General features: G+C 63.4%; 23 protein-coding genes and 1 riboswitch. Of the genes, 11 read left to right on the forward strand and 12 right to left on the reverse strand.

Annotation, left to right across the window (positions count from 1 at the left end; all coding sequences use genetic code 11):
- Position 1: 1 nt before the first annotated feature.
- On the reverse strand, positions 2-1,588 hold the full coding sequence (locus HBA54_RS00920; protein WP_167220431.1) for a peptide chain release factor 3: 1,587 nt from the start codon (positions 1,586-1,588) through the stop codon (positions 2-4).
- 249 nt (positions 1,589-1,837) lie between these two features.
- Between HBA54_RS00920 and HBA54_RS00925 the strand changes: the two genes are divergently transcribed.
- From HBA54_RS00925 to HBA54_RS00940, 4 genes are all read left to right on the forward strand, one after another.
- Positions 1,838-2,461, forward strand: a complete 624-nt coding sequence (locus tag HBA54_RS00925) for a hypothetical protein (RefSeq protein WP_167220432.1) — start codon at positions 1,838-1,840, stop codon at positions 2,459-2,461.
- Positions 2,462-2,552: 91 nt separating this feature from the next.
- Positions 2,553-2,855: a hypothetical protein gene (locus tag HBA54_RS00930; protein ID WP_167220433.1), complete on the forward strand. Its 303-nt coding sequence runs from the start codon at positions 2,553-2,555 to the stop codon at positions 2,853-2,855.
- A gap of 10 nt (positions 2,856-2,865) precedes the next feature.
- Positions 2,866-3,141 carry a hypothetical protein gene (locus tag HBA54_RS00935; RefSeq protein WP_167220434.1) on the forward strand — a complete coding sequence of 92 codons (276 nt, stop codon included), beginning with the start codon at positions 2,866-2,868 and terminating at the stop codon, positions 3,139-3,141.
- Positions 3,142-3,231: 90 nt separating this feature from the next.
- Positions 3,232-3,636 carry a DoxX family protein gene (locus HBA54_RS00940; protein WP_167220435.1) on the forward strand — a complete coding sequence of 135 codons (405 nt, stop codon included), beginning with the start codon at positions 3,232-3,234 and terminating at the stop codon, positions 3,634-3,636.
- A gap of 2 nt (positions 3,637-3,638) precedes the next feature.
- Here the strand turns inward: HBA54_RS00940 and HBA54_RS00945 are convergent, their stop codons facing one another.
- Both HBA54_RS00945 and HBA54_RS00950 read right to left on the reverse strand, forming a co-directional pair.
- On the reverse strand, positions 3,639-4,364 hold the full coding sequence (locus HBA54_RS00945) for a GNAT family N-acetyltransferase (RefSeq protein ID WP_205944343.1): 726 nt from the start codon (positions 4,362-4,364) through the stop codon (positions 3,639-3,641).
- Positions 4,365-4,495: 131 nt separating this feature from the next.
- Positions 4,496-5,068 carry a hypothetical protein gene (locus HBA54_RS00950; RefSeq protein WP_167220436.1) on the reverse strand — a complete coding sequence of 191 codons (573 nt, stop codon included), beginning with the start codon at positions 5,066-5,068 and terminating at the stop codon, positions 4,496-4,498.
- Between the two features lie 291 nt (positions 5,069-5,359).
- On the opposite strand from HBA54_RS00950, the gene HBA54_RS00955 reads away from it, so the two are divergent.
- Positions 5,360-5,986 carry a LysE family transporter gene (locus tag HBA54_RS00955; protein WP_167220437.1) on the forward strand — a complete coding sequence of 209 codons (627 nt, stop codon included), beginning with the start codon at positions 5,360-5,362 and terminating at the stop codon, positions 5,984-5,986.
- Here the strand turns inward: HBA54_RS00955 and HBA54_RS00960 are convergent.
- Positions 5,978-6,301: an NIPSNAP family protein gene (locus HBA54_RS00960; RefSeq protein ID WP_167220438.1), complete on the reverse strand. Its 324-nt coding sequence runs from the start codon at positions 6,299-6,301 to the stop codon at positions 5,978-5,980. The two genes, HBA54_RS00955 and HBA54_RS00960, sit on opposite strands and share 9 nt — an antisense overlap.
- A gap of 131 nt (positions 6,302-6,432) precedes the next feature.
- Positions 6,433-6,554, forward strand: a riboswitch (TPP riboswitch).
- Between the two features lie 58 nt (positions 6,555-6,612).
- Here HBA54_RS00960 and thiB point away from each other — a divergent pair.
- The 5 genes from thiB (at position 6,613) to mtgA (ending at position 13,208) form a co-directional block, all read left to right on the forward strand.
- Entirely contained in the window at positions 6,613-7,626 is a 1,014-nt protein-coding gene (gene thiB, locus HBA54_RS00965) for a thiamine ABC transporter substrate binding subunit (protein ID WP_167220440.1), read from the forward strand.
- 24 nt (positions 7,627-7,650) lie between these two features.
- The gene (thiP, locus tag HBA54_RS00970; RefSeq protein WP_167220442.1) at positions 7,651-9,264 is read left to right on the forward strand and encodes a thiamine/thiamine pyrophosphate ABC transporter permease; all 1,614 of its coding nucleotides are present in this window, start codon (positions 7,651-7,653) and stop codon (positions 9,262-9,264) included.
- Positions 9,257-9,979: a thiamine ABC transporter ATP-binding protein ThiQ gene (gene thiQ, locus HBA54_RS00975; RefSeq protein WP_167220444.1), complete on the forward strand. Its 723-nt coding sequence runs from the start codon at positions 9,257-9,259 to the stop codon at positions 9,977-9,979. Before thiP ends, thiQ begins: the two co-directional genes overlap by 8 nt.
- A 327-nt stretch (positions 9,980-10,306) precedes the next feature.
- A complete protein-coding gene (locus tag HBA54_RS00980) occupies positions 10,307-12,442 on the forward strand; it encodes a DUF2336 domain-containing protein (protein ID WP_167220445.1) in 2,136 nt (711 codons plus the stop codon).
- 115 nt (positions 12,443-12,557) lie between these two features.
- The gene (gene mtgA / locus HBA54_RS00985; RefSeq protein WP_240932435.1) at positions 12,558-13,208 is read left to right on the forward strand and encodes a monofunctional biosynthetic peptidoglycan transglycosylase; all 651 of its coding nucleotides are present in this window, start codon (positions 12,558-12,560) and stop codon (positions 13,206-13,208) included.
- A 2-nt stretch (positions 13,209-13,210) separates the two neighbouring features.
- Here the strand turns inward: mtgA and HBA54_RS00990 are convergent, their stop codons facing one another.
- The 6 genes from HBA54_RS00990 to HBA54_RS01015 form a co-directional block, all read right to left on the reverse strand.
- On the reverse strand, positions 13,211-14,884 hold the full coding sequence (locus HBA54_RS00990) for a S8 family serine peptidase (RefSeq protein WP_167220447.1): 1,674 nt from the start codon (positions 14,882-14,884) through the stop codon (positions 13,211-13,213).
- A 3-nt stretch (positions 14,885-14,887) separates the two neighbouring features.
- Complete coding sequence (locus HBA54_RS00995) at positions 14,888-15,502, reverse strand: anti-sigma factor family protein (protein WP_167220448.1); 615 nt, start codon at positions 15,500-15,502, stop codon at positions 14,888-14,890.
- On the reverse strand, positions 15,502-16,056 hold the full coding sequence (locus tag HBA54_RS01000) for a sigma-70 family RNA polymerase sigma factor (protein ID WP_167220449.1): 555 nt from the start codon (positions 16,054-16,056) through the stop codon (positions 15,502-15,504). The genes HBA54_RS00995 and HBA54_RS01000 overlap by 1 nt, the downstream gene beginning before the upstream one ends.
- A 167-nt stretch (positions 16,057-16,223) precedes the next feature.
- On the reverse strand, positions 16,224-17,429 hold the full coding sequence (locus HBA54_RS01005; RefSeq protein WP_167220450.1) for a hypothetical protein: 1,206 nt from the start codon (positions 17,427-17,429) through the stop codon (positions 16,224-16,226).
- A gap of 118 nt (positions 17,430-17,547) precedes the next feature.
- Positions 17,548-18,756: a hypothetical protein gene (locus HBA54_RS01010; protein WP_167220451.1), complete on the reverse strand. Its 1,209-nt coding sequence runs from the start codon at positions 18,754-18,756 to the stop codon at positions 17,548-17,550.
- Between the two features lie 11 nt (positions 18,757-18,767).
- Entirely contained in the window at positions 18,768-20,750 is a 1,983-nt protein-coding gene (locus tag HBA54_RS01015) for a hypothetical protein (RefSeq protein WP_167220452.1), read from the reverse strand.
- Between the two features lie 341 nt (positions 20,751-21,091).
- Between HBA54_RS01015 and HBA54_RS01020 the strand changes: the two genes are divergently transcribed.
- Positions 21,092-21,922 carry a polyphosphate kinase 2 family protein gene (locus HBA54_RS01020; RefSeq protein WP_167220453.1) on the forward strand — a complete coding sequence of 277 codons (831 nt, stop codon included), beginning with the start codon at positions 21,092-21,094 and terminating at the stop codon, positions 21,920-21,922.
- On the opposite strand, the gene HBA54_RS01025 is transcribed toward HBA54_RS01020, so the two are convergent.
- Together HBA54_RS01025 and HBA54_RS01030 are read right to left on the reverse strand one after the other, a co-directional pair.
- Positions 21,919-23,157 carry an O-antigen ligase family protein gene (locus HBA54_RS01025; protein WP_167220454.1) on the reverse strand — a complete coding sequence of 413 codons (1,239 nt, stop codon included), beginning with the start codon at positions 23,155-23,157 and terminating at the stop codon, positions 21,919-21,921. The two genes, HBA54_RS01020 and HBA54_RS01025, sit on opposite strands and share 4 nt — an antisense overlap.
- Positions 23,091-24,149 carry a glycosyltransferase family protein gene (locus HBA54_RS01030; protein ID WP_167220455.1) on the reverse strand — a complete coding sequence of 353 codons (1,059 nt, stop codon included), beginning with the start codon at positions 24,147-24,149 and terminating at the stop codon, positions 23,091-23,093. The genes HBA54_RS01025 and HBA54_RS01030 overlap by 67 nt, the downstream gene beginning before the upstream one ends.
- Positions 24,150-24,164 lie beyond the last annotated feature (15 nt).

Consider the following 24,164-nt stretch of genomic DNA (forward strand, 5'->3'; position numbering starts at 1 on the left):
CCTAGATCTGCTCTTTGGTCTTGAGGAAGCGCAGGTCGGGGTTGTCCTCTGCCGCGCGGTCCAGGTGCCAGGCGTTGCGTGCCAGGAAGACCGGGGCACCGGTATGGTCCGTACCCATGGCGCCCTGATTGCTGTCGACAAAGCGTTTCAGCTTCAGCGCGTCGTCGCATTCCACCCAGCGCGCGGTGTGGAGCGAGGTCGGCTCGAAATGCACCGGCACCTCGTATTCCGTGCGGATGCGGTCGGCCAGCACGTCGAACTGCAGCGGCCCGACCACGCCGACGATCCAGTCGGCGCCGATGGTCGGTTTGAAGACCCGCGCGGCGCCTTCCTCGGCCAGCTGTTGCAGGGCGCGGCCCAGGTGCTTGGCGCGCAGCGGATCGGCCGGCCGGACGGTCTGCAGGTATTCCGGCGCGAAGGAGGGGATGCCGGTGAACTTCAGCTCCTCGCCCTCGGTCAGGGCATCGCCGATGCCCAGGTTGCCGTGGTTGGGAATGCCGATGATGTCGCCGGGCCAGGCTTCCTCCGCCAGCTCGCGGTCGCGCGCCAGGAACAGCACCGGGTTGTGCACGTTGATGGTCTTGCCGCTGCGCGAATGGCGCAGTTTGGAGCCGCGCTTGAAATGGCCGGAACAGAGCCGCAGGAAGGCGATGCGGTCGCGATGGTTGGGGTCCATGTTCGCCTGGATCTTGAAGACGAAGCCGCTGATCTTGTCTTCCGTCGGCTCCACCAGGCGGCCCACCGCCGGCTGCGGGCGCGGCGCGGGGGCCATGTCGGCGACACCCTGCAGCAGCTCGCGGACCCCGAAGTTGTTCAGTGCCGAGCCGAAATAGACCGGCGTCATGGTGCCGTCCAGGTAGGCCTGCCGATCGAACTCGGGGCAGAGCCCGCGCACCATCTCGACCTCTTCGCGCAACTGGGCGACGGCATCGGCGGGCAGCAGTTCGTCCAGCTTGGGATCGTCGATGCCGGAGCAGGACTCGCCCTCGGCGCCCTTCTTGTCGCGGCTGCGTTCGACCAGCAGCAGCCGGTCGTGCAGCAGGTCGTAGCAGCCGAGGAAGGAGCGCCCCATGCCGATCGGCCAGGAGGCCGGCGTAACGTCGAGGGCCAGGCGCTGCTCCACCTCGTCGATCAGCTCGAAGGGATCGCGGCTTTCGCGGTCCAGCTTGTTCACGAAGGTGATGATCGGCATGTCCCTGAGACGGCAGACCTCGAACAGCTTAAGGGTCTGGGCCTCGATGCCCTTGGCCGCGTCGATCACCATGACCGCGGAATCCACCGCTGTCAGGGTGCGGTAGGTATCTTCGCTGAAGTCTTCATGGCCCGGCGTATCGAGCAGGTTGAAGGTCTTGCCGTTGTAATCGTAGGTCATGACCGAGGAGGCGACGGAGATGCCGCGCTCGCGCTCCACCTTCATCCAGTCCGAATGGGCCCGGCGCTGCTCGCCACGCGCCTTCACGGCCCCGGCCATCTGGATCGCGCCGCCGAACAGCAGCAGCTTTTCCGTCAGCGTGGTCTTGCCGGCATCGGGGTGCGAGATGATCGCGAAGGTGCGCCGCTTGGCAACGGCATCGGAAAGTGTGGTCATGCTCTTGGATCTGGGTTCCCGCAGGCTCCGGCCAAAACAGCGCTGCCTGCTGTAACGGCGCGCCTTATAGCCGGGCAGGGGCGAAATGTCGATGGCCGCGGTTCTGCCCGCTGCCACGTCGGAGGGCTGCCGGGGCGGGTGTGTTCTTTGGGGCGCAGGCTCGCTCCGGTTGCCCGCCCCGGGCTTCGGTGACAGTCTGGCCGGCCCAGGGGCGACTTGGGGCAACTCTAAGGGGGGACTCTGCCGGCCGTGCTGACCGTCGAGCTGGATCTTGAACGCATCAACGAGGCCCAGGCGGGCTATCTGAAGCAGCGGACCCGGCGCGGGGCGCATTTCGCCAATCAGGTGCGGGTGTTCCGCGACGCCTTCGTTTATGCCGCCAAACGCCTGGCCGAGCGCCAGAGCGCGGCGGCGGCCAAGGGCGCGCCGCTGCTGGTCGACGGCACCCAGCAGACCCTGGAGGACCAGCTTTTTGGTCCCCTGGCGACCGAGGGCTGGCCGAAGCGCGCCGCCGCCGTGCTGCACGGCCTGCATCTGCCGGCACGGCCGCTGCTGAAAGCCATGCCCTGCTGCCCCGGCGGGCCGAACTGGTCGGTGCTGGATGGCGACAGCTACTTGGCTCAGCTTGACGATGGGCCGCCCCAGGAACGTGAGCTGGGCGACACCACCGCCCTGGCGGTCTATCTCGCGCCGCTTTGCCGGCTCCGGCTGCTCTGGATCGGGGCGGAAAGCGAATACCCGCAGGCTGTCGCCCGGCTGGGCCAGGAAACCCGCCTCTGGGCCGATTGGCGCCCGGTGAGCCCGGACTACGCCGATTGGCTGGATAATGCCTGCCGGGCCGGGCTCAAGGGCCCGGAAACCGCCGATTCTTGACAGATTCTGCAAATTGTTGTTTAATTCGACAACAGATCGGCCTATATAGGGCCTCACAAGCGGTATGAGTGACGCTGGAAAGGAACATACCATGGCAGTCAGCAGGTTGCGGCCGGCCCCCCGGATAGAGGGCGCCGATCCCACCGACCCGGATGTCGAAGCCCTGCGGGCGAGCGCGCGCATCGTGGCCCGGATGGAGGTTGCCGATGCCGTCACCGAAGCGCTCAACGCCTATGCCGGCAGCCTGCGCGACCTGCAGCAGGCGAGTGGCCTCGACCCCGCCTTCGTTTCCAAGCTGGCCGGCGGCAAGGTGAACAAGCAGGGGGCGACCGTCGCTTCCCTGGCGCAGATCGCGTTGGCCATGAACAAGTCCCTGAAGATCACCATCGAATAGGGACCGGTCCTTGGACGGCTCCGCGATCGCGCCCTGGCTCAGTTTTCTTGCCGACATGATGCTGGCGGCTGCGGCGCTCTATGTGACGTCACAGGCGCTGCGCGGCTGGTATCGCGAGCAGCAGGCCGAGAAAATGGCCGAGGGGCCGGAGAAGCAGTCCCGGATCAACGACGCCAAAACCTTCTACGCCCTCGCCAGCCTCTCCAAGGTCTGGGTCCTGCTCCTGATCCTCGGCGGCACCCTGATCAAGCTGGGCATCAATCTCTATAACGGCCCTTGGTTGTAATCCCTGCTGCCCCTATGTCGTAGGTCAAGAGCAGCGAGCGGCCCGATAGCCGTGCGCATTTGAATCCACGCAATGCAGGAGCAGATAATCATGGAGTCTCTTACCGCCTGGGCACCGCGTGTCCTCAGTATCCTGCGCATCATGGCGGCCCTGACCTTCATGGCCCATGGCACGCAAAAGCTGCTGAACTTTCCGATGCGCAGCAGCGAGGGGCCTGGGCCGGAACTGCTCTCCATGCTGGGAATCGCCGGCGCTATCGAGTTGGTAGGTGGCGCGCTGCTGGCGCTCGGCCTCTTCACTCGTCCGGTCGCCTTTCTCTGCTCAGGCCTGATGGCCGCGGCCTACTTCATCGCCCACGCGCCGCGTGATTTCTTCCCGACGCTGAACGGCGGCGACGCGGCCATCCTGTTCTGCTTTCTCTTCCTCTACCTGGTCTTCGCCGGCGGCGGTGCCTGGTCGGTGGATGCCTTGTTGAAGAAAAATAGGTCGGCTTAGCGTTAGACCTGTGCCTTGATTGCCGACAGTGTTTGCCGCTGCCGCCCTTCGGCATCGAAGTTTTCCGGGGCCAGCCAGGCCTGGAAGGCGGCTTTGGCCTGCGGCCATTCCTTGTCGAGCAGGGAGTACCAGGCGGTATCGCGGTTGCGGCCCTTTATCACCGCGGCCTGGCGGAACACGCCCTCGAAGGTGAAGCCCAGTCGTTCGGCGGCGGCGCGGGAGCCGGCGTTCAGCGCGTTGCATTTCCATTCGTAGCGGCGGTAACCCAGTTCGTCGAAGACACGGGCCATCATCAGGTACATGGCCTCTGTCGCCATTACCGTTTTCTGCAGGGCGGGGCCGTAGTTGATATGGCCGACCTCGATCACGCCGACCGCCGGGGTGATGCGCAGGTAGCTGGCGACGCCGAGCGCCCTGCCATTGGCTTGGTCGACGACGGCGTGGAACAGCGGGTCCCCGCCCAGGCAGGTTTCCTCCATCCAGGCCCGGAAAGCGCCCGGGTCGTCAAAGGGGCCGTAGGGCAGGTAGGTCCAGATACGGTTTTCCCGGTCGGTCGAGTAGGCCGCGAAGAGGTCCTCACAATGCCTGTCCGGATCCAGCGGTTCCACCCGGCAGCTACGGCCTTCCATCGCCCTGCGGGGTGGGGCCGGGCGCGGTGTCCAGTCGGGCAGGGGCTCGCCCAGAAGTGCATCTGGTGGCTGGTTCAGGGGGGCTGGTGTGTCCGGCATCTCGGTCTCGATAAGGAATGGGCGGCTCCTTTCTGATGCCGTCAGGCGGCCCGCCGGGCAAGGGCCAGATCGGCAAAAAGCGGAGAACCACTTGATTGCCGGGACCCGCCAGGCGGGCAGCGCGATTGGTTTTACCGATACTGGTCCAGCAGCCGCGCCCAGCTTTCCGTGTCAATCGCAACGCGCGACATCCGCCCTGGCACAGTATCACGCTGGCTGGTGATGCCGAACATCTCGTCCTGCATCTCGCCGGTGGTCGGGGCGCTGGCGGCATTGTCGTAGGTCTCGATCGTCAGCGCCGAACCATACTTCTTTTTGAGGTTGGCGGTGATGTGATCGGCGACGAAGTCGTTCAGCGCATCGCCCCGCAGGCCCCGCTCCCAACCGACCGTGGCTGCATCGCCCTGTCCGGGAATGTTCCGGGCGCCACCGGCGGCGTTGGTAGAGGTTGTCCCGCCGCCGGTTTGGTGAATGGCGACGATCTCGCCGTTCACCCGGTAAACGCTGTGCACAGGGACAGCCCTTTGTTTGGCAAGCTGCGCGGCTCTCTCGGCTGCTGAGGGCCCCTCATGGAGCGTCTGCAGGGTGCGTTGCATGGACTCCCAGCGTTCGGGGTCGGTTTCCTTGAGGTCATGAAGCTGGTGAAGCTGCGGGGTGATCTCGCGCGCGCTGGCGAGTGGGATTCCACCTTGTATCGTCGTCATCTGTTCCTCCGTTCATCATGCTCCCCCGGTGATCCGCGAAGGGTCACCACAACACCTGCAGCAAGAAGAATGCCAAGGACTATCAACTGCATGGTTGTTCTGAGTTCGTTTGGAACCCTGGTCTGCCAGCTCGGTGGAAAGTCGCTTCAGGGTCGACCTAGTAGAATAGGGTAGGTATAAATTGCCGTTTATGAAAAACCCTGCCTAGGTCTGCAGCCGGCCGATGGCCCGCTGGATCACCTGAACCAAGTCCCGCTTGTTTCGATGGAAGGGCCGTGACAGCCTTGGAGAATGATGTCTGACATAAACCTGCCGCTCATCCTTCTGGCCGCGTTGATCGCCTCGGCGAGCCCCGGACCCGCCACCCTCGCCATTGCCGGCACTTCCATGAATTCGGGCCGCCCCTTCGGCCTGGCGCTGGCCGCCGGGATCACGACCGGATCTTTGATGTGGTCGGTCACGGCGGCCTTGGGCTTGGGCGTGATCATGCTCGCCAACGCCTGGGCGTTTGAGGTCATCCGGTATCTCGGGGCCTGCTACCTGCTGTTTCTGGCGTTCAAGTCGGCACGTTCGGCCCTGACGCCTGGCGCTTTGACGACCCGGCGGGTTTCAACGCCGACGCTGAAAGCGGCCTATGGCAAAGGGTTGGCGCTCCACCTGACCAATCCGAAAGCCATCCTGTTTTTCGGATCGCTTTTCGGGGTCGGTATTCCACCGGGGTCGTCTCCGCTGGCGCTGGCGATCGTCATCTCGGCGATTGGCCTGCAGAGCTTCCTGGTATTCCATGGCTACGCCTTTCTCTTCTCAAGCCCGCCGATGATGGCCGGCTATGCAAAGCTGCGCCGCTGGTTCGAGGCGGTTTTCGCGGTGGCCTTCGGCGCTGCCGGGTTCAAGATCCTCACCGCCCGGCTAGACTGAATCGGCCTGGGGGGCGGAGGCAAGGCGCAGGAAGATCCTGTCCTCGCGGCGGATAAAGCGCTCCTCCCGCGCAAAGCGATAGTTTTCCTGCCCCAGGGGATCGGCGGCCAGGCGGGCGCGATAGGCTTCGTAATCCGCCAGGCTGGCAATGTTGTAGAGGCCGTAGGCAGTCGTGGCGGAGCCCTCGTGCGGGGCGTAGTAGCCGATCAGGTCGGCGCCGCAGCGCGGAATGGCCTGGCCCCAGTTGCGGGCGTAAGTCTCGAAGAGGTCCTTCTTGAAGGGGTCGATTTCGTAGCGGATGAAGCAGGTAATCATGGGGCATGTCTCCCGGTGGTTGGCTGCCGTCATAAAGCACATCCTCTCTGCCTTATGGTTCGCCTGATATCGAAGTGTGTCGGCATGACGGAGGCACCTTGCCAAGGCCGGGGGCGAGGCCTAGTCTAAGTGCAGTCTCAACGGGGTGCCCAAGACGGGCTGAGAGAAGGGGAAGCGGTCAAGCCGCGGTCCTGACAACCCGATGAACCTGACCCGGGTAATGCCGGCGGAGGGATTTGAGCGGCAGGCCTCTTCTACAAAGACCCACCCACCTCAAAGCCAACCGCCCCATAGCCTTATGGAGCGATGCGATGCGTTTTCTTGGTTTTTTCACCGTTTTGATCGTTGGTCTGACGGCGGCCCTGACCCCGGCGCAGGCCGCTGAGGATAAGAAGCGCCTGACGGTCTACACCTACGATTCCTTCACCTCCGACTGGGGGCCCGGTCCGCAGATCAAGGCGGCTTTCGAGGCTGACTGCGATTGTGTTTTGGACTATGTGGCGGTGGATTCTTCGGTCGGCGTCTTGAGCCGTTTGCGCCTGGAAGGGCCGCAGGCCAAGGCCGATGTGATCCTGGGCCTCGATCTCAATCTGATGGCCGAGGCCAAAGAGACCGATCTTTTCGCCCCCCACGGTGTCTCGGCGGAGACTCTGTCCCTGCCCATCGACTGGATCGACGAGATCTTCCTGCCTTTCGACTACGGCTATTTCTCCTTCGTCTACGATACCGAGGCGCTGAAGGCGCCGCCCGCCAGCCTCAAGGAACTGGTCGAGGCGCCGGACGATCTGAAGATCATCGTGCAGGACCCGCGCACTTCGACGCCGGGTCTGGGCCTGATGCTCTGGGTCCGCGCGGTATACGGCGACCGCGCGCCGGAGGCCTGGGCCAAGCTGGCGCGCAAGACCGTGACGACGACGAAGGGCTGGAGCGAGGCTTATGGCCTGTTCCTGGAAGGCGAAGCCCCCCTGGTGCTGAGCTATACCACCTCACCGGCCTACCACATGATCGCCGAGGAGACGGCGCGCTATCAGGCTGCCGCCTTCGAGGAAGGCCATTACATGCAGGTCGAGGTCGCGGCGATCCCCAAGGCGGCGCGGGAGCCGGAGCTGGCCCGTGAATTCCTGGCCTTCATGATCGGGCCGGAATTCCAGGCGGCGATCCCGACGGGACAATGGATGTATCCGGTGATCGACCTGGAAGGCGGCCTGCCGCCGGAATACGACAAGCTTGTCGACCCCGCCCGCCCGCTGCTGTTCCGTCCCGAAGAGGTGGCGGATAACCGCAAGGCCTGGATCGAGGAATGGCTGCAGGCGGTCAGTCAATAGCCGCCTGAAAGCGCCCGCCGCGCAATGCCCTGGTGGCTGCCCGCCAGCTTCGCCCTCAGCCTAATCCTGCTGCTGGTCGGCGGGGCTTTGCTGGCCCTTGGGCTGACCGCCGGCGGGCTGGACCTGTTCGACAATCTGGGCCAGCCCTACCTCTGGCGGGTGGTCTGGTTCACCCTCTGGCAGGCGGCGCTCTCGACCTTCCTCTCGGTGGGCCTGGCGGTCCCGCTGGCGCGCGCCCTGGCGCGGCGGCAGTTCCTCGGACGCGGCCTGATGCTGCGGCTGTTCAGCCTGTCCCTGGTGATCCCGGTCATCGTTGCTATTTTCGGAATCGTCGCGGTCCATGGCCGCCGCGGCTGGGTGAACGACGGACTGGAACTGCTGGGCTTCTCCGGCACCCACTACCTCTACGGCCTGGGCGGGATCCTGATCGGCCATACCTTCTTCAACATGCCTTTCGTTGCCCGGGTGCTGCTGCAGGCGCTGGAAGGTGTGCCGCCGGAAAGCTGGCGCGTCGCCAGCCAGTACGGCCTGCGCTCCCGCGATGTCTTCCGGCTGATCGAATGGCCGGCCCTGCGCACGGTATTGCCGGGGGTGGCGGGCCTCGTCTTCATGCTCTGCTTCACGTCCTTCGCGGTGGTCCTGACCCTGGGCGGCGGCCCCAAGGCGACCACCCTGGAGGTCGCGGTCTATCAGGCGCTGCGGTTCGATTTCGATCTCGGCCGGGCGGTGACCCTGGCCTTGGTGCAATTGATATTCTGCGGCGGCATCGTTCTCGCCCTGCTGCGCCTCTCGCTGCCCGGCAGCCTCAACCTGACCGAGGGGCGGGTCTATGAGCGCCCGGACCGGGCGGGTTGGACCGGCCGCTTGTGGGACGGCGCCGTCATCGTCTTTGCCATGCTGCTGGTCCTCTTGCCCTTGGCGGCGGTCGCGCTGGCCGGCTTCAATCCCACAGCCGCGTCGGTTCTCGCCGAGCCGCGGGTCTGGCGTGCCGTTTGGCAATCGCTGGTGATCGCCCTGTCTTCCGCCAGCCTGGCGCTGCTCCTGGGCGGGGCGCTGCTGATCAGCAGCCGCATCCTGCGCCATCGCCTGTTGCGTTTCAGGGCGGCGGCCCGGCTGGAGCTTTCCGCCTCGCTGATTCTCGTGGTGCCCCCCTTTGTGCTGGCGACCGGCCTTTTCGTGCTGCTGCGCCCCTTCGCCGATGTTTTCGCCTTGGGCCTGCCGCTGGTCATCCTGGTGAACGCCTTGATGGCGCTGCCGTTCGTGGTGCGCTTTCTGGGCGGGCCGATGATGGAGGAGGCCCAGAAACACGACCGGTTGTGCCAGAGCCTTGGGATTGCGGGCTGGACCCGCCTGCGCCTGATCGAGTGGCCGAACCTGCGCCGCCCGGTCGCCCTGGCCCTGGCGGTGGCCGCGACCCTGTCTCTTGGCGACCTGGGGGTGATCGCGCTCTTCGGCAGCCAGGACTTCGCCACCCTGCCGCTGCTGCTCTATCGGGCCATGGGCGGTTTCCGCATGGCGGAGGCCGCGGTGATCGCGGCCCTGTTGTCGCTGCTCTGCCTGCTGCTTTTCCTGGCCATCGAGTTCGGCCTTGGGCGATTGTGCTTCCACGCCAGACAGAGGAGGGTCGGTCATGCTTGAGGTTTCGGACCTGACCTTCCGCTATGAAGATCTGACCATGGTCTTCGATCTCTCCGTGGTGCGGGGGGAATGCCTGGCGCTTTTGGGGCCGAGCGGGGGAGGCAAGTCCACACTGCTCAACCTGATTGCCGGTTTCGAGAAGCCGCTGTCCGGGCGGATCATGATTGACGGCCGCGACGTCACCGCCCTCAGCCCGGCCGAACGGCCGGTCACCAGCCTGTTTCAGGAGCACAATCTCTTTGCCCATCTGTCGGTGGCGCAGAATGTGGGGTTGGGCCTGGATCCCGGTCTGCGCCTGGGGCCGGCGGAGCGGGAAACAGTCAGGCAGGCCTTGGTCCGGGTGGAACTGACCGACCTGGAACACCGCCTGCCGGCGCAACTTTCCGGCGGCCAACGCCAGCGGGTCGCCCTGGCCCGAAGCCTGGTTCGGCGGCGGCCGCTGCTGTTGCTGGACGAGCCCTTTTCCGCACTCGATCCGGGTTTGCGGTTGGGGATGCTGGATCTGGTGGACCGGCTCCGCCGGGAACAGGGGCTGACCGTGGTTCTGGTCAGCCACAACCCGCAGGACGCTTTGCGCATCGCGGCAAGGACCGCGTTTCTTTCGGAGGGGCGCATTTTGGCCCAGGGCCCGACGGAAAACCTGTTGAGCGGCACAGAACCGGCTGCCTTGCGGATGTTCCTCGGTACCTCCCAATCGGGGTCTGGGGACGGCTAATCCTGATTCTCCCCAGCCTGGCACTACCAGAAGCGGCGGTAATGCTCTATTTTGGCGGCAGATAGGGGTGGCCCCTCCGGCTGAGGTTTCTGGCGCCGGCCGGTGCGAGCGCCTGATGATCAAGAAGAACGCCGTCAAAGGACGGCCGTGCAAGGTGCGATGGGGTCGGCGAAATCAAGCCGCAGTTCGATGAGTTCTAGAGCCGGGTCGGCGTGGATCTGCCAGGTCTGCCGTCTGCTGGCTTTGTGCTGCCTCATACTTGCCGGCGCGCCGTCCGTAGCGGTCGCACAAACGGTTCAGGACCGGGGTTCCCAACCAAGCGGCGTCTTGGCCATTGAAGACCTGCGCACGGCGATTTCCGAAGCCGAGAGACTGTCGGCTTTTTACGGCGAGATCGCCGCGCGGGACAGCAACACCTTTGCTTCGGCACGCTGGGCGGAGTTACGGAGCAACTATCTGGGGATTGCCCGTCAGCTTTCAGAGCTGCTGGATGACGGGCGCCTTAGCATCGTCGACCTGCCCGAGGGTGTGCATCGGGTGGCGTCGGATGGAAAAATTGAGATCGACGAACGGCTCGACGGCCAATGGCTGCCGAGCCTGGTGCGGGTTGCACGCACCAGCGGACAGAACGAAACAGGGCAGAGCGATCTTTTACTGCCGGTTCTGATTCAGGCTTTATCGCAGGCCAAACAATCCGAAGGCTGGCCCTGGTTCGACGATCATATCAGGCGCTCCGGCAGTCTTGCCTCCTTGGCCGAGGAGGCGGCCCGCCGGCCGGAGCTGGCGCGTTATTTCTTTTTGAAGGACAGTTACCTCAGTCTTTCGATGCGGCGGATCGCCGAAGGCGACCCCGCCCGGCGCCACGACTGGGCACGGCGGCAGATGCGCGCCTTTACTGAAGTGCGCGGCCTCAGGCAGAGCTTCGCCGCGCGTTATGGTGCCGGTCCGGCCGACGTTCTGCGCAGTGATTGGTCTGCCTATGTAGCCCTGGTGGACGGCTTCGCCGTTACCCGGGGATGGTTGATGCTCGACCCGGCGCTGCGCATGGCGCAACGGCGCGAACCGGTCGTTCCCGGCACAGTCGACCGCGCCGCCGACGAGATCGTCGCGGGCCAGGAGACTTCGATCCTGGCCCTGCGGGCGGGGCAGCGGGCGCCGGGACTGACAGGCAGCGCGCCGGCCGTTTCGGACAGCCAGGGGTTGGGGCCGAGCCTGGCTTCATTGGTGAATCGCGTGAGAACGGTTGAAGCCGAGCAGTCGCTGCAGACCGAGGTCTCTGCTCAGCTGCCGCTTCAAGCCCTGCTGTTGAGACCTGAGCTGCGGACGGCCCCGTCGGAGACGGCCGAGTTCCGAGCCTTTGCCGCCCGTCTGAAGGAGGCGATCCGGCAGCCGGATCCGACCCTGGAGATTGCCAAGCGCGACGAAGCGCTCAATGCCGCGGCGTTGGAACTGGCCGCCTTGCAGGAACGCGTGAACGAGCTGGAGCCGGTCGAACAGGAAGTCGCGGCCCTGCAGGAGCGGGTGCTGGTGCTGAATGAGGCGGAGCAGCAGGTCGAGGCCTTGCAGTCGCAGGTCGGTGAACTGGATGAGGCGCAAGAGCAGGTCGCCGCACTTCAGGCCCAGGTGGATGCTTTGGGGGCGGCCCTCTCTGCGCGCGAGGGCGAAGCCGACGTTTTGCAGGAACAGCTGGCGGAAGTGCGTGGCAATCCGGCATCGTCCATTGCGCCGGCCGTTTCACGCATTGAAGAGCGGCAGCTCTACATGATGGCGGCCATTGCCGTTATGTTCCTTCTGACACTCGTTCTATGGGCGCGGCGGCGCGATCGTCAGGTTGTCGTCTATGAAGCGCCGGCGGCTCCGGCCCAGGTTGCCGGCCCGCCCTTACTCTTGAATCCACCCATACCGGCACCCGGCCCGTTACCTGAACAGCAACCCCTGCCGGAGGTGATCGAGGTTGCTCCGGAGGAGGCCCAGGAGGCCGGTCAGGAGGCGGGCGCCCGCAAGGACGTCTTGAACGGTACTGCCGGTAACGGCTACTCGCAGACGGACCTGCAGAGAGATGCGGCAGCGGTTCAGGCGGCAGCGCTGGGCGATGAGGTCTCGGCGGCCGGTCATCCCATCGTCAGGGCCCTGCGCAAAGGCAACCTACCGCTCTTCGAACTGCTGTTCAGCGAGCTCACCGATCTGCGCAGTCCTCAGCTGCAGCGCATCGTCTATGGCGGCGGGGGCGAGGACCTGGCCATTGCCTGTCGCGCGGTTGAAGTCGACAAGCTGCTGTTCGGATCCATCTTCCTGCTTACCGATCATCTGCGTGGCGGAGATGCCGACGGCGATCCGGAGCGCATCGCCGCCATTCTCAGCATGTACGACCGTACGGCGCCGGACACGGCCCGCAGGGTGTTGCTGAAGTGGCAGCGCAACTGGGGTGTCGAACGACCAGTCGGGCCATCCCTTGTCGACTAAGCGGCGCAGCCGCGGGGGATCGGCGAAGCGGCAGAGCCGCAGGGGGACGGCGAATCAGCAGGGCCGCCAGCGGGGCCTTCAGTTTCGATCATTCCTTCCCCGGTTGCGCCGTTGGTTGATCTGGGGGTTTCTGATTGCGGTGTTCCTGCCCACGGCTTTGATTGTCGTATACCGGTTTCTGCCGCCACCGATCACGCCTTTGATGGTCATTCGGCTCTTTGAAGGGCAGGGCCTGGAGCGCGACTGGGTTTCCTGGAAGGACATCAGCCCCAACCTGAGGCGGGCTGCCGTCGCAGCCGAAGACAATCTGTTCTGCGAGCACAGCGGCTTTGATTGGCTGTCCCTGGAAGCGGCGGTGAAGTCCTATGCCGAGGGTAAGCGGGCCGGTGGCGGCAGCACCATTTCCATGCAGACGGCGAAGAACCTGTTTCTCTGGCCCAGGCGCAGCGTTGTTCGCAAAGCCCTGGAGGTGCCTTTGACCGGTGCCGTCGAACTGCTTTGGCCCAAGCAGCGCATCATGGAGGTTTACCTGAACATCGCCGAATGGGGGCCGGGCATCTATGGTGCCGAGGCAGCGGCGCGCGCTTACTACGGTGTCAGCGCCAGCAAGCTCAGCCTGCGCCAGGCCTCCCAGCTTGCGGCTGTGTTGCCAAGTCCGTTGAAGTGGCGCGCTTCACCGCCGGAAGACTACGTTGCGCGGCGCGCGGCGACGATCCGCAAAAGGATAGGACAACTCGGCCCGCTGCTGGACTGCGTCAGCGAGTGATTTCAGCAGCCGCCCAGCGGCTGCAGCAGCCCCCAGCCGAAGGTGCTGTCACGGCCCGGGGCGCCTAAATCCCTGGCGCTGCCTGTAAGCTTCTGTCCCAGCAGGGTCGGGGTGATGTCGGGGTCCTGTGCCAGGACCAATGCGGCCGCGGCGGCGACAAAGGGGGCGGCGAAAGAGGTTCCGCTGCTGTAGCGCCCGCCCTTGCCGCTGCGCGCGGACCAGACGTCCACACCCGGCGCGGCGATATCGATGTAGCCTCCACGGTTGGCCTCGCTGTATGGCTGAAGGGCGGCATCGATGGCGGTGACCGCGACGACATGCTGATAGCCGGCAGGGAAGACGGGGGCTGCATTGGGGCCTTCGTTGCCGGCGGCAGCGATCAGTATCATGCCGCTTTCATGGGCGCGCCGGGCGGTCAGGCGCAGAACCTGGTTGCCCGGCCCGGAAAGACTGAGGTTTACGATGCGAACGCCCTGCTGGCCCAGCCAGTCGATGGCGCGGGCAATGGCATCGGTGGTGCCGACCACGCGGTCGTTGTCCCTTAAACCGAAAATCGCCGCCGCGTAAAGACGGGCGGAGGGTACCAGGCCGGAGGTGTTGGAGGCCGGATCGCCGACAATAAGCGAGGCGACGGCGGTGCCATGATCCGGCGGGGCCGGTTTCAATCCGGCGGTCAGGAAATTTCGCGCCAGTACGCTGCTGTCGCGAAGGGCCGGATGGCTGCGGTCGACGGCGGTATCGATCAGCCCGACATCGACCTCCAGGCGGCAGGCCTGCGATACGTCGGGCCAGCCGATCAGTTCCCTGGCGTAGTGCCGGGGTTCGGCGGCCGCCTGGGGTGCGTAAAGCGTGTTGGCGTCGAACAGGGTTGCCGGGAAGCTCTGGCGGAGTGTGTCCAGTGAAGCCGGGACGTCCTGTCCGCCGGGAATGCCGAGGCGGACAAGGGCAAAGCCCAGAACCGGTAACTCCTGCAGCGACCGCACGGCATAGCCAAGGCCGGTCAACTGCTGTGCCAGCGCGGTGGCTTCCGCCAAGGTGCCGGTGATGGCCAGAACCTCGTCATCCTCCTGATCGGCAGCGGCTGTGCCGGGAACGGCCAGTGGCGGCAGGTTGGGGACCGACGGGCCGGGCGGCTGCTGTGGGGGCGTGCCCGGAGTGGCGGTGGAGGGGCGTTTGGTACCCGTCGGGCGCTCCTCACGCGGCGGATCGACCGGTCGCCGGTCCGGGGTGCCGGTTCCCCGGCCTGGATCGATCGGATTGCCGGACGCATCGACTTGGGTGTCTGTGTCCTTGACCGCACAGATCTGGAGCGGCCGGCGTTGGGCGCTGGTCCACTCGCCGCTCCTTTTGTTCTCGATGCCGAGTTGATACCAGGCGCCCGGGGACAGGGCACTGTGGCGGGGCAGGGTCGCGACGATGCTTCTGTCGGTCCAGCGGGTAACCGGCAGTTCTACGCGGACGTAGGAGTCTTTCAGAATGAGCGACTTTCCGCCGGCGCGGCCGAAGTTGCTGCCCTTGACGACAATGCGGTCGCCCGGCTCGACACAACTGATCACGCCGATCCCGGTAATTCGGGGCGCATTCCGCGGGTCATGGGTCGTGTTCTGTGCGGTGGCCGTGGTCGCCAAAGACAGTGCAACCGCCAAAAAGCCCGCAAACCGCAGGGCCCCCAACACTGGTTAGTTCCTCTCGGCGAAAGTGACCACGTCGCCGCGCGCCTTCAACTTCACCAGCGCTTCTTCGATGTTTGCCGATTCATTTCCGGGAGCCAGCAGGCGCAGCCCATAAATCCCGAGGGCCGTCGGGCCGTCGGCGATGGTGGTGCCGGCTGACTGCAGGACCTCGCGGATCTCCTGTTCGGTCGCTGTCGGCGCGAAAGTCACTTGCAGCACCGGGCCGTTGACCCCGGCAATACCTACATCGCCGCCGGTACGGTCGCTGACACTGATCATCACGCCGGCTTGCACGACCACGGCCAGGCAGGCGGCAACCGCCAGGGGGCGCCACCAGGACGAGATCGCCACGACCTTACCGGTCGTCGGTGCCTGCTGTTGGTCACCTCTTTTGATTTCCCGCTTCAGGCGCTGCAGTCCGAGATCACCCGGGCTGTTCTCCAGCGGCTGCTCCTTCACGTTCTGACGCATTGCAGACAGCAACGCGACTTCCTCGCGGGCCTGCACATTGCTTTCCAGGTAGGCCTCGACCGCCGTCCGCTCTTCCGCCGACAAGCTGCCGTTCACATACCAGGGCAGTAAGAGGTCCAGCTCCTCGTCTCTTTTTCCGTTCTCAGCCATCACAACAGTCCCATCTCTTTGAGCCCCGCAAGACACTTCATCAGTGCCTTTTTCGCGTGAAACATTCTGGTCTTCACGGTTCCCTCCGGGCAGCCGACGATGTCAGCTATTTCGCCGTAGGGGAGGTCTTCGAAGAAAGCCAGATGAACCACGCTGCGATGTGCCTCTGAGAGTTGATCGACACAGTGACGTACCTGCTTGGCGTTCTGGGCTGCCGAGAGCGCTTCTGCCGGATTTGGTGCATCGTCTTCTGCGATCTCCGGGTCCAACTCGACGTTCTCACCTGGTTTGCGACGGCGGATCCGGTCGATTGCTTTGTGGTGAGCGATTCCAAGTACCCATGTGCTCACCGCCGATCTTCCTTCAAACCGCCCGGCGCTGCGCCAGACCTCGAACATAACCTCATTGAGTACGTCGGCGGCATCGAAGGAATCGTTCAATTTAGATCTGATAAATCGGTAAACCCGCCCTTCATACTGCTGGTAGAACTCGTCCAGGGCGGTTTGGTCGCCGTTGGCCATGCGGGCCAGCAATTCTTGATCTTCCTGTGCCAATAACAGCTCCCACTGCTATCGGCGGTCCGGGCCTTGACCGCCGAGTGTCCCAGACCTGGAATTCGACGATGCGGATTCCAGGACCAGGACACTAACTATTTGAATCTAGTGCAATTAAGTTTTCAAGACACGCCGCAAAGCAAGCGCCGCATCTTGGGCCCATTGCACTAGGGTTTGTAGATCTCCCTGACGGAACTGATCCCGATGACTGCGCCATTAGCATCAATCGCGCTGACCTTCCAGAGGTAGCTTCGGTCCGAAGGCAGGTGCGCAACAGAGAATTCCGCCAGGTTTGCTTCCGTCTGATCGCCTGGGACGAAGGTCCCAACCAACGCAGCTTGTCCGGCTGTGTCGTCAGAAATAGGACCGGAAACCTGTGCGGCAACCGCATTCGGGTCGGCCGGTTCCGCCGGCCCTGCCGGCGTGGCGAAGAGCTCAACATGATAGGCCTCGGCGCCGAGCAGGCCCGACCAGGCGAAGCGTGTTTCACTGCTCAGCGCTTCCCCTGGGCGCGGTCCGCTCACCAGGATTTCACGCAGTGGCGTTTGATCGCCGGCAAAACTGCGCGGGGTCACATAGTATTGCAGCGCCGGCTGTTCCACGGAGACTTCCGGATTGGTGATCCGAAAGCGCACGAGATTGGTGCCTTCAAGGGCGGTCGGCAGGCGCGGACTGGTGATTACCGTCCGACCGCTGCCGCCGACACCCTGACGCACCAGGGTGAGCGGACGAAATGTCGGGGCGCCCGCCGTTGTGTTGCCATCGGCCACTTCCCAGACACCGGACAGCAGACTGACGCCGGTCGTATTCAATTCGACCACAGCCCGCAGGTCGCTGTATTTGGACAGAACGCGGGTCCGCGACTGATCGTCGAAGGTCAGGGAAAGGCGCTGAACCGAGAAAGGCGCTGAGCCAGGCCCCGCCGGTACCACCAGAAGATCACCGTTTTCATCGCCGCTTTCCGCGCTGTCGTTGAAGTTCCGGCGGACGACGATGGGGCTGTCCTGTTTGATGGCCCGGTACACCAGCGCGCGGGGAATCTGCAGCGTTTCCCTGAAGATCAGGTTCTCGGGGGAGGTAAGGCCCTCGGTGGTCTGTTCCAGCCGCCGTGAGACGGTACCGACCACGGCGCCGCCGATCAGCAACTGGGCTTGTTGCGACGCAATGGTTGCGGGCAGAGGGGGCGAGGTCATAAACGATCTGCCCACCTGCCAGGAAACGGCCACGCTGCTGGCGCCGTTTGTGGCCACCTGCACCTTGGCGGGGGTTGCCGTCACCGAATTGACGGAGGCTTCCGCCGGGATGACGGAAAGGGCGACAGCCGTCAAGACGGCGGCTTTCGCGAGGGTGAGGCGGGTTTTCTGGGCGCCCATAATTCTGTTCCTTGCCTGACGTTCCGATTAATCAGCCATTTCCTGCTTATCAGGGGTGACTGCTCCCGGTAGGTCGTGCTTGACCTCTCCGGGGTTCAACGGCAGGCGGCAAGCCTTTCTATGGCTTATAAATTTCTCTCACTTCGCTTGCCCCCAGCATCACCCCATCCTTACCGATCGCCTTAACCATCCAGCGGTAGCGCCTGTCCGGGGGCAGGTGGGCCAGGGTGAAGTCCTTCAGGCGGGTTTCGGTAACGGCGCCGGGCAGGACGATCCCGGTCAGCGGTCCATTCCCTGACGGTGCGGCATCGGGTGCGGGATCCAGGGGCAGGTTGGCAACGACCTCATCCTGGGCGACAGGGAGTTCGGCGGGCCCTGGGTCGCCCCGATAGAGCTCAAGCTTATAGGCCTCCGCCCCTGGCACGGCCTGCCAGGCAAACCGGGTTGTCTGGGTTAGCGGGGTGCCTTCGCTTGGGCTGGTGATCAACAGCAGGCGGGGTTCCTGCTGGTCGGGCAGCGGGCTTTCCGGCGTCACGTAGTACTGCAGTTCCGGCTCATCGAAGACTCTGCCGGGCTCCGTAATGTTCAAGCGGACGAGATTGGTTCCCTCAAAGCGCGTCGGCAGCGCCGGGCTGGTGATAAGAACGCGCCGGCCGCCGGCGACGTTCTGGCGCACCAGGGCGAGGGGGCGGAAAATCGGCGTACCGGCGGTCGTTGTCGCCGGGGCATATTCCCACTGCCCGACAATAAGGCCGGTGCCCGTTGTGTTGATCTCCGCCACGGCCCGCAGCCGGCTGCCCTTCGGCAGGACTTTCACCCGGGAGCGGTCGTCGAAGGTGAGGGACAGGCGGCTGATCGAGAAGGGCTCCGAGCCGGGACCTGTCGGAAAGAGAGCGACCGCTGCCGTGTCGGGGGGGAGCGCGCTGGTGTCCGTAAAAGTTCGTGTAAGGAGGATCGGCGCTCCGGATTTTACAGCGCGAAAAGCGACACCCTGGGGGATAACGATTGTCTCGGTCGCGGACCTGACCTCGGTCATCCCGCCCGCACCGGTGAAGGAACGTGAGAGCGTGCCGCCGACCGTGCCGGCCAAGAGCCCACCGACGAAGAGTTGTGCATTGGGTGAAGAACTGGTTCCGGGAAGCGCAGTAGGAGAAAGCCGCGTCAGTTGCCAGACGACGGTGACGGTCGAAGGTCCTGTTAGCGAGATACCGGCCCGGTCCGGCGTCACAGTGACGTTAAGGGTCTGCGCCTGCGACGCCGGTGCCATGATCAGCATACAGGCCAAGCCGATTAACAGCGCCGAAATACCGAGCAACGATCTCCGCATGGTTAAGCCCCTCAATAGCTCACCGGCAACGAGAGCCGGAGTGTCGTGAAGGCCTGGTACTGAACATCGTCTTCCAAGCTCTCAAAGTCATCGTTCCTGGTTTCCTGAAGAAAACCGTTGAAGGCCAGGGCGACACCCAGCTTGTTTGCATCAGGCTCGCGCAGGGTCCAGACGACCTCGCCGCCGAAGCTGCTGCTGTCCGGTGTGTCGCCGTCGCCGGTGCGAACGTTCAAATTATAGTTCAATGAAGCCGTCAGGGTCTCGGGGATCACTGTGATATCGGCGGAAAGGCCGGCATTGATCGTGCGGCTGGTTTTGAGGAGATCGCGATCCTCGAAGACATCGTACTGCACGTTGGGCGACAGGGTAAGCCAATCGTCGATCAGGATATAGGCGCTTAACCCTGTGGTATTGTTGATAGAATCGCTGCTGAAGCCGGTCTGGTCCTCAAAGGTGTAGAGCGTATGCGAAAGGTTCCAACTCCAGGTGGCGTAGTTGGAGCCTGTGCTCAAGGTCAGCGAACGGCTCTGATTGTCGGCGTCGTCTTCCGGGAAGTCACTGGAGGTCTCGACCCGCTCGATGTCCGTTACGCTGGCTGTCAGGCCGAAGAACGGCTGACCGAACCATGGCAGGCTGCCGTCCTCCAGGGGCTCAACAAAGGGCGTATAAGTCCCGTTGAAGTAAGCATTTACGGTGCGGTCGGTCGGCAGAAAGTCGAAGTCGTCGACATTGCTGAGCTGGTGGTCGACGCGCAGCTGGGCGGCGAATTCGTCCCAGAAAAAGTCGGTGAAGACCGAGGTCGTTTCCCGGTCGGCCTGCAGCGAGGGGTTGGCGAGGCTCTGGAAGAAGGTATCGACCTGCTCGCGCTGTGCGCCGAAGGTCCAGTTGAAGGTACTGCCACCCAGGGTGCTGCCGCGCAGCGGCTCGAGCGAGGCCAGCACAGAGTAGGCATTCGCGGTTTCCGGGGCAAAGCCCGTGTCCTTGCCGTCGAAGTCGAAGGTCGCTTCGGCAAACTCACCGCGAACCCGCAGGGCTTCGTCGAACCAAAGGGTGTCGGCTGCGACCGACCAGCCGTCACCGTCATTGATCACTTCGTCGGTGCCGATACCAAAGCCGCCGTCACTGCCTTCGCCGTTGTAGTAGATTCCCGTGAGCAGGATGTTGTCCTTGAGCGCCTCGATGGGCCTTACCGAGATCGAACCGCCTTCGATGCGATCTTCGTCGTGACTGATGCCCAGGACGTGACGCGTGCCGACGATGGATTCCGTGCGCAGCATGAATCCGGTTGCACTGATTCTTTCGTCGGCGGTACCGGCCCTGACGGAAACGCCACGCCGGTTGAAGCCCGACATGATCAGGCTTTCAATGCCGGTATCATGATTACCGGCGGTCAGGCCGGCAAAGAAGTCCTCGTTTTCATAGTCGCCGTCCAGGCGGTACTCGCCGAGGTCGATGTTGCGCTCGTTGAGGCCCAATTCAAGTTGGGAGTTGTAGAGATAGTTGCCTTGCAGGGATACGCGCCAGTTCTCGTCGCCCGCGGCTGCTTCCAGGTTGCCGCCGCTTTCTGCCGTGACATGTTGAGGGGGCGTGTCGATGCCGCCGTCCAGGACCCGCGCATTGACTTCGCCTGCGAGGTCGGCTCTCACCGACAGATCCCGGATCAGTTCCGAATGTCGCACCTCCAGGAACCAGGCGCCCCGTTCCACGATGCTGCCGTCTTCACCCCGTTCGACGAGGCGTACAACGTGTTCGCCGGTCGAAAGCGCCTCTGGCGGATTGAGCGTCAGTTGGCCAGGGGCGGTCACCGCAAAAGCGGTTACGTCGATGTCGTCCAGTTCGACGGCTAGGCGCGGATACACTGCCGGATCGAGATCGTCCGGTAGGATGATGACGATCGGATCGTTGCGCCCGTGTGTTTCGCCGGTCGCGGCCTGCAGCTCCGGGACCCAATCCTGGGCCCAGGCGTCCTGCACGCAAAAAGTCAGGCCAGCCACCAAGGCTGTCCCACACATAAGGTTTAGAACCGGTGCCCCTAGAGCAGCCTTGCGTCGGCTACCCATAAACCCCGAAGGCGTGGCGCCAACGGCGACACGTCTTACGTTACGCATTATCCCCTGCCTTTCGCTCCACCCCCCAGCGGTCGAAAAGAGGCGACTCTCCCACTATCGGACACCTAATATCCTGAAAGTGTAAAGAAAGGAAGGCGCAGATTGGTATCCAGGCCTTTTTTGTATAGCCGACCCCTAACCTCCGTCGTGTGCCACCTCTTGCTGCTTCGATTGCTGATCCTTAGGCTGAATCCTAATAATGCGCTCAATTTTCTGGGGAAATACCCATGTCGGCCCACAAAAAGCGGCATCCAGCCGCCGGGAAGAAGTTTCACCTGGCCGACCTTGATGTCGCCGCCCACCTGAGGCGCGGCCCCTATCTGCGTGAGCTTGAAGAGCTTCAGCAGCTTCTGCGCCAGATCCAGCAGGCTTACCTGTGTACCGGCGACCGCGGAATCGTGGTCTTCGAGGGATGGGACGCGGCTGGCAAGGGGGGCACGATCCGCCGTATGTCGGCGGTGATGGACCCGCGCGGCTTCAAAGTCTGGCCCATTGCAGCACCGACCGACGTCGATAAGGTGCGTCACTATCTCTATCGCTTCTGGGAACGGGTGCCACCGGTGGGCGCGATCTCGGTGTTCGACCGTTCATGGTATGGGCGGGTGTTGGTCGAGCGGGTCGAAGGCTTTGCCGAGAAAGCGGAATGGTCACGTGCCTACGGGGAAATCAACGAGTTTGAGAAGATGCTGCGCGATGACGGCGCCCGGATCGTCAAGATCTTCCTGCACATTACCGCGGATGAACAGTTGCATCGTTTCGAAGAGCGTTTGAACGATCCGATGAAGCGCTGGAAGCTCACCTATGAAGATTTTCGCAACCGCGAGAAATGGAATGACTACGAGAAGGCCATCAACGAGATGGTGCGGCGAACCTCCACGGATACCGCGCCCTGGCATGTCATTTCCGCGAACGACAAAAAGCATGCGCGGATCGAAGCCTTGCGCATCATCACCGACACCTTGGCTGAGGGCGTAGACCTGAACCCACGCCCGATGGACGCGGAGGCAAAGGCGTTGGCCCGTGCAGTGTTCGGCTCTCTGCCGAAAGACCTGGACTAGACCGTCGGGTTGGTGGCCATGCCGCTTTGGCCGTGCTTTGCTCTTATCTGCCGGCCCGCAAGCAATGCCAGGGGCAGCCAGATAGTGAGCCACTCCCGACCAAGGTTCTGCACCAGGCTGCGGGTATCAAAGAACGCGCAGGTCAATCCGAAGGTCAACAGGATCAGGTAGATCGGTGCTCCGTTGCGCGCCGCCCTGATGGCTTCGAGCCCAGAGACCCCAAGTAGCCCAGTGAGCAGGACGCTTGCCGGCAGGCCGCCATAGAACTGGTTTGCCAGATAAAGATTGTGGGATGACCTTTGTGTACCGTTGGTGCTTTCAAACATGACGTCCGTTAGGGCGCCGTATCCAAACCAGGGTCGTTCGGCGATGGCCGACAGGCTCTGTAGCCATAGCTGAGCATGGCCGGAGAAGCCCCTGGTCAGCGTGGTCTCGATACTTGCAACCCCGACAACAAGACCGATTGTCAAAGCCGCGCCAAAAACGCCCAGCACCGCGAATACAAGGACTCCGGACTTTGTTTTGTTGACAGCAAGGCCAAGAGCGAGAGCGGCCCCGAGGGCCAGGAGGGGCCCCCTGCTGCCGGCCATTAGCATGAAGATGGCGCAGAGGGCGATAACAGTGAACCATAAAAACCGTTCGCAGCCCCCTCGGGCAGAAGGTATCAATGCGAAAGCGCAGACCAGCAATGTGATGCCGTAGAGCGTTGCGCCGATGATCGGGTGGGAAGCGAGGCCAAACCCGGAAAGGCGATTGCCGGGCTCCATCCAACCTGAAAGGGCTGCCGCAAAGAGCGCCACGAGACACAGTCCCGCAGTAACAGAAATCCAGAAAAAGAGCTTTGCTTCGAACTCGTTTTGCGCGGTCGCCAGAATCACAACGATGGCAACGAACATAAGGGAGAGCAGCCCGACACGCAGCAGATCGGCAAACCCCAACCATGAGAAGGACACGCTCCAAAAGGCGCTAAGGCAGAAATAGGCCAGATAGACAACGATCAAACGAAAGATGGGCGCCGCCCAGACGGCATGCCAATTGGCTCCCCAGAGGCTGTGTAGAAAGGCTGGAACGGCGAGCAGGTAAAGCAGATTACGGTGCCATCGTGTCTCCAGCACGAAGGCGGCGCAGACGACAAGGATAAGAATCCCGGTCAGAACGTCGACGCGCGTCAGAAATCGCCGGAACTGCGTGAAATTGGTCGGACCGCGGTCTGGTTGGAAATCTCTGTGGGCCAAGGGTAGCTTTCGGAAAGAGGCTGATCAAAGCTGCGTTCGATGATGTACTTTGCAATCCGCTCAGAAGCGAACATGGCGTGCGCCGCGCGCCAACCCGCCTCTGCGACGCGTCGGCGTTCGCCATCGTGTTCTTCGAAGTGTGTCAGCTTGTCGAGAAGCTCTTCACGCTCCCCGAAGAAGGCGACTTCGTCTTCGGAAAAGAGGTCGTTGAAACCCGTCGAACGCGGGACGAAAGTCAACAGGCCGTTGCCTATGTATTGTGACATGCGGTCCGATGCATAGAGGTAATGCTTGTTCTGACGACTGACGCTCAGTCCCATCCTCGCATTGGTCAATGCCTGCAGATAGGCCGCGCCACGCAGTGAGGGGCGGCCGTCGATGCCGCGTATGTCGAAACGTAGAGACGGTTGCCGCCTTGCGATCGAGCGGGCGAGATTTGCGCGCTCGGTATTTGCATGGCCCTCGTCCAATGCAAAAAACAGATCGTTTTCCTGATTGCTGTGCGCAAAGCAGCGGCCCCCGTCCAACGCCTGGTCGACGGGGTTTGGGATAAAGTAGGAGGGGGCTGTATTGTCTGAGCCGAAGGTCGGTAGGGGAAGTGCCGTTGTCACGAAAATAGCGTCGACCACCTTGGCGCGCCGGCGAATGCGGTCCAGGTTCGGTTGATCGTCCAGCGAGTCGACATTGCGATAAGCAACGCGAACATTCTCCATTTCCCCCCTTATGGACTGGATTGTCTCGTTGGAAATCAGTTCGCAGTGGCCTAGGAGAAGAAGGTCCGGCTGGAAGCGCCGGCAGACAGCGATCAGTTTGCGGTTTGCTGCAGGGCGACCGAAGGCGCTGGACCGGAACGGTGTGCTTGTTCGCGCGACCTCACGATCATTGAACGCATGCACAGCGCAGCCGGCCCGGGCAAATCCGTGCAACAGCTTGGGCATGATCATGTAGTGATTGTCGGCAAGATCGCCACCAAAGAGATCGCCGACGATCAATACTTTGGTGGGGCC

This window comes from Pelagibius litoralis (assembly GCF_011683915.1).
Lineage (GTDB): Bacteria > Pseudomonadota > Alphaproteobacteria > Kiloniellales > Kiloniellaceae > Pelagibius > Pelagibius litoralis.

Excerpts from the sequence above, each read along its gene's own strand:
- HBA54_RS00920 (WP_167220431.1), bottom strand. The coding sequence starts at position 1,588 with ATGACCACACTTTCCGATGCCGTTGCCAAGCGGCGCACCTTCGCGATC.
- HBA54_RS00930 (WP_167220433.1), top strand. The coding sequence starts at position 2,553 with ATGGCAGTCAGCAGGTTGCGGCCGGCCCCCCGGATAGAGGGCGCCGAT.
- HBA54_RS00940 (WP_167220435.1), top strand. The coding sequence starts at position 3,232 with ATGGAGTCTCTTACCGCCTGGGCACCGCGTGTCCTCAGTATCCTGCGC.
- HBA54_RS00945 (WP_205944343.1), bottom strand. The coding sequence starts at position 4,364 with ATGCCGGACACACCAGCCCCCCTGAACCAGCCACCAGATGCACTTCTG.
- HBA54_RS00950 (WP_167220436.1), bottom strand. The coding sequence starts at position 5,068 with ATGACGACGATACAAGGTGGAATCCCACTCGCCAGCGCGCGCGAGATC.
- HBA54_RS00955 (WP_167220437.1), top strand. The coding sequence starts at position 5,360 with ATGATGTCTGACATAAACCTGCCGCTCATCCTTCTGGCCGCGTTGATC.
- HBA54_RS00960 (WP_167220438.1), bottom strand. The coding sequence starts at position 6,301 with ATGATTACCTGCTTCATCCGCTACGAAATCGACCCCTTCAAGAAGGAC.
- thiB (WP_167220440.1), top strand. The coding sequence starts at position 6,613 with ATGCGTTTTCTTGGTTTTTTCACCGTTTTGATCGTTGGTCTGACGGCG.
- thiP (WP_167220442.1), top strand. The coding sequence starts at position 7,651 with ATGCCCTGGTGGCTGCCCGCCAGCTTCGCCCTCAGCCTAATCCTGCTG.
- thiQ (WP_167220444.1), top strand. The coding sequence starts at position 9,257 with ATGCTTGAGGTTTCGGACCTGACCTTCCGCTATGAAGATCTGACCATG.
- HBA54_RS00995 (WP_167220448.1), bottom strand. The coding sequence starts at position 15,502 with ATGGCTGAGAACGGAAAAAGAGACGAGGAGCTGGACCTCTTACTGCCC.
- HBA54_RS01005 (WP_167220450.1), bottom strand. The coding sequence starts at position 17,429 with ATGGGCGCCCAGAAAACCCGCCTCACCCTCGCGAAAGCCGCCGTCTTG.
- HBA54_RS01010 (WP_167220451.1), bottom strand. The coding sequence starts at position 18,756 with ATGCGGAGATCGTTGCTCGGTATTTCGGCGCTGTTAATCGGCTTGGCC.
- HBA54_RS01020 (WP_167220453.1), top strand. The coding sequence starts at position 21,092 with ATGTCGGCCCACAAAAAGCGGCATCCAGCCGCCGGGAAGAAGTTTCAC.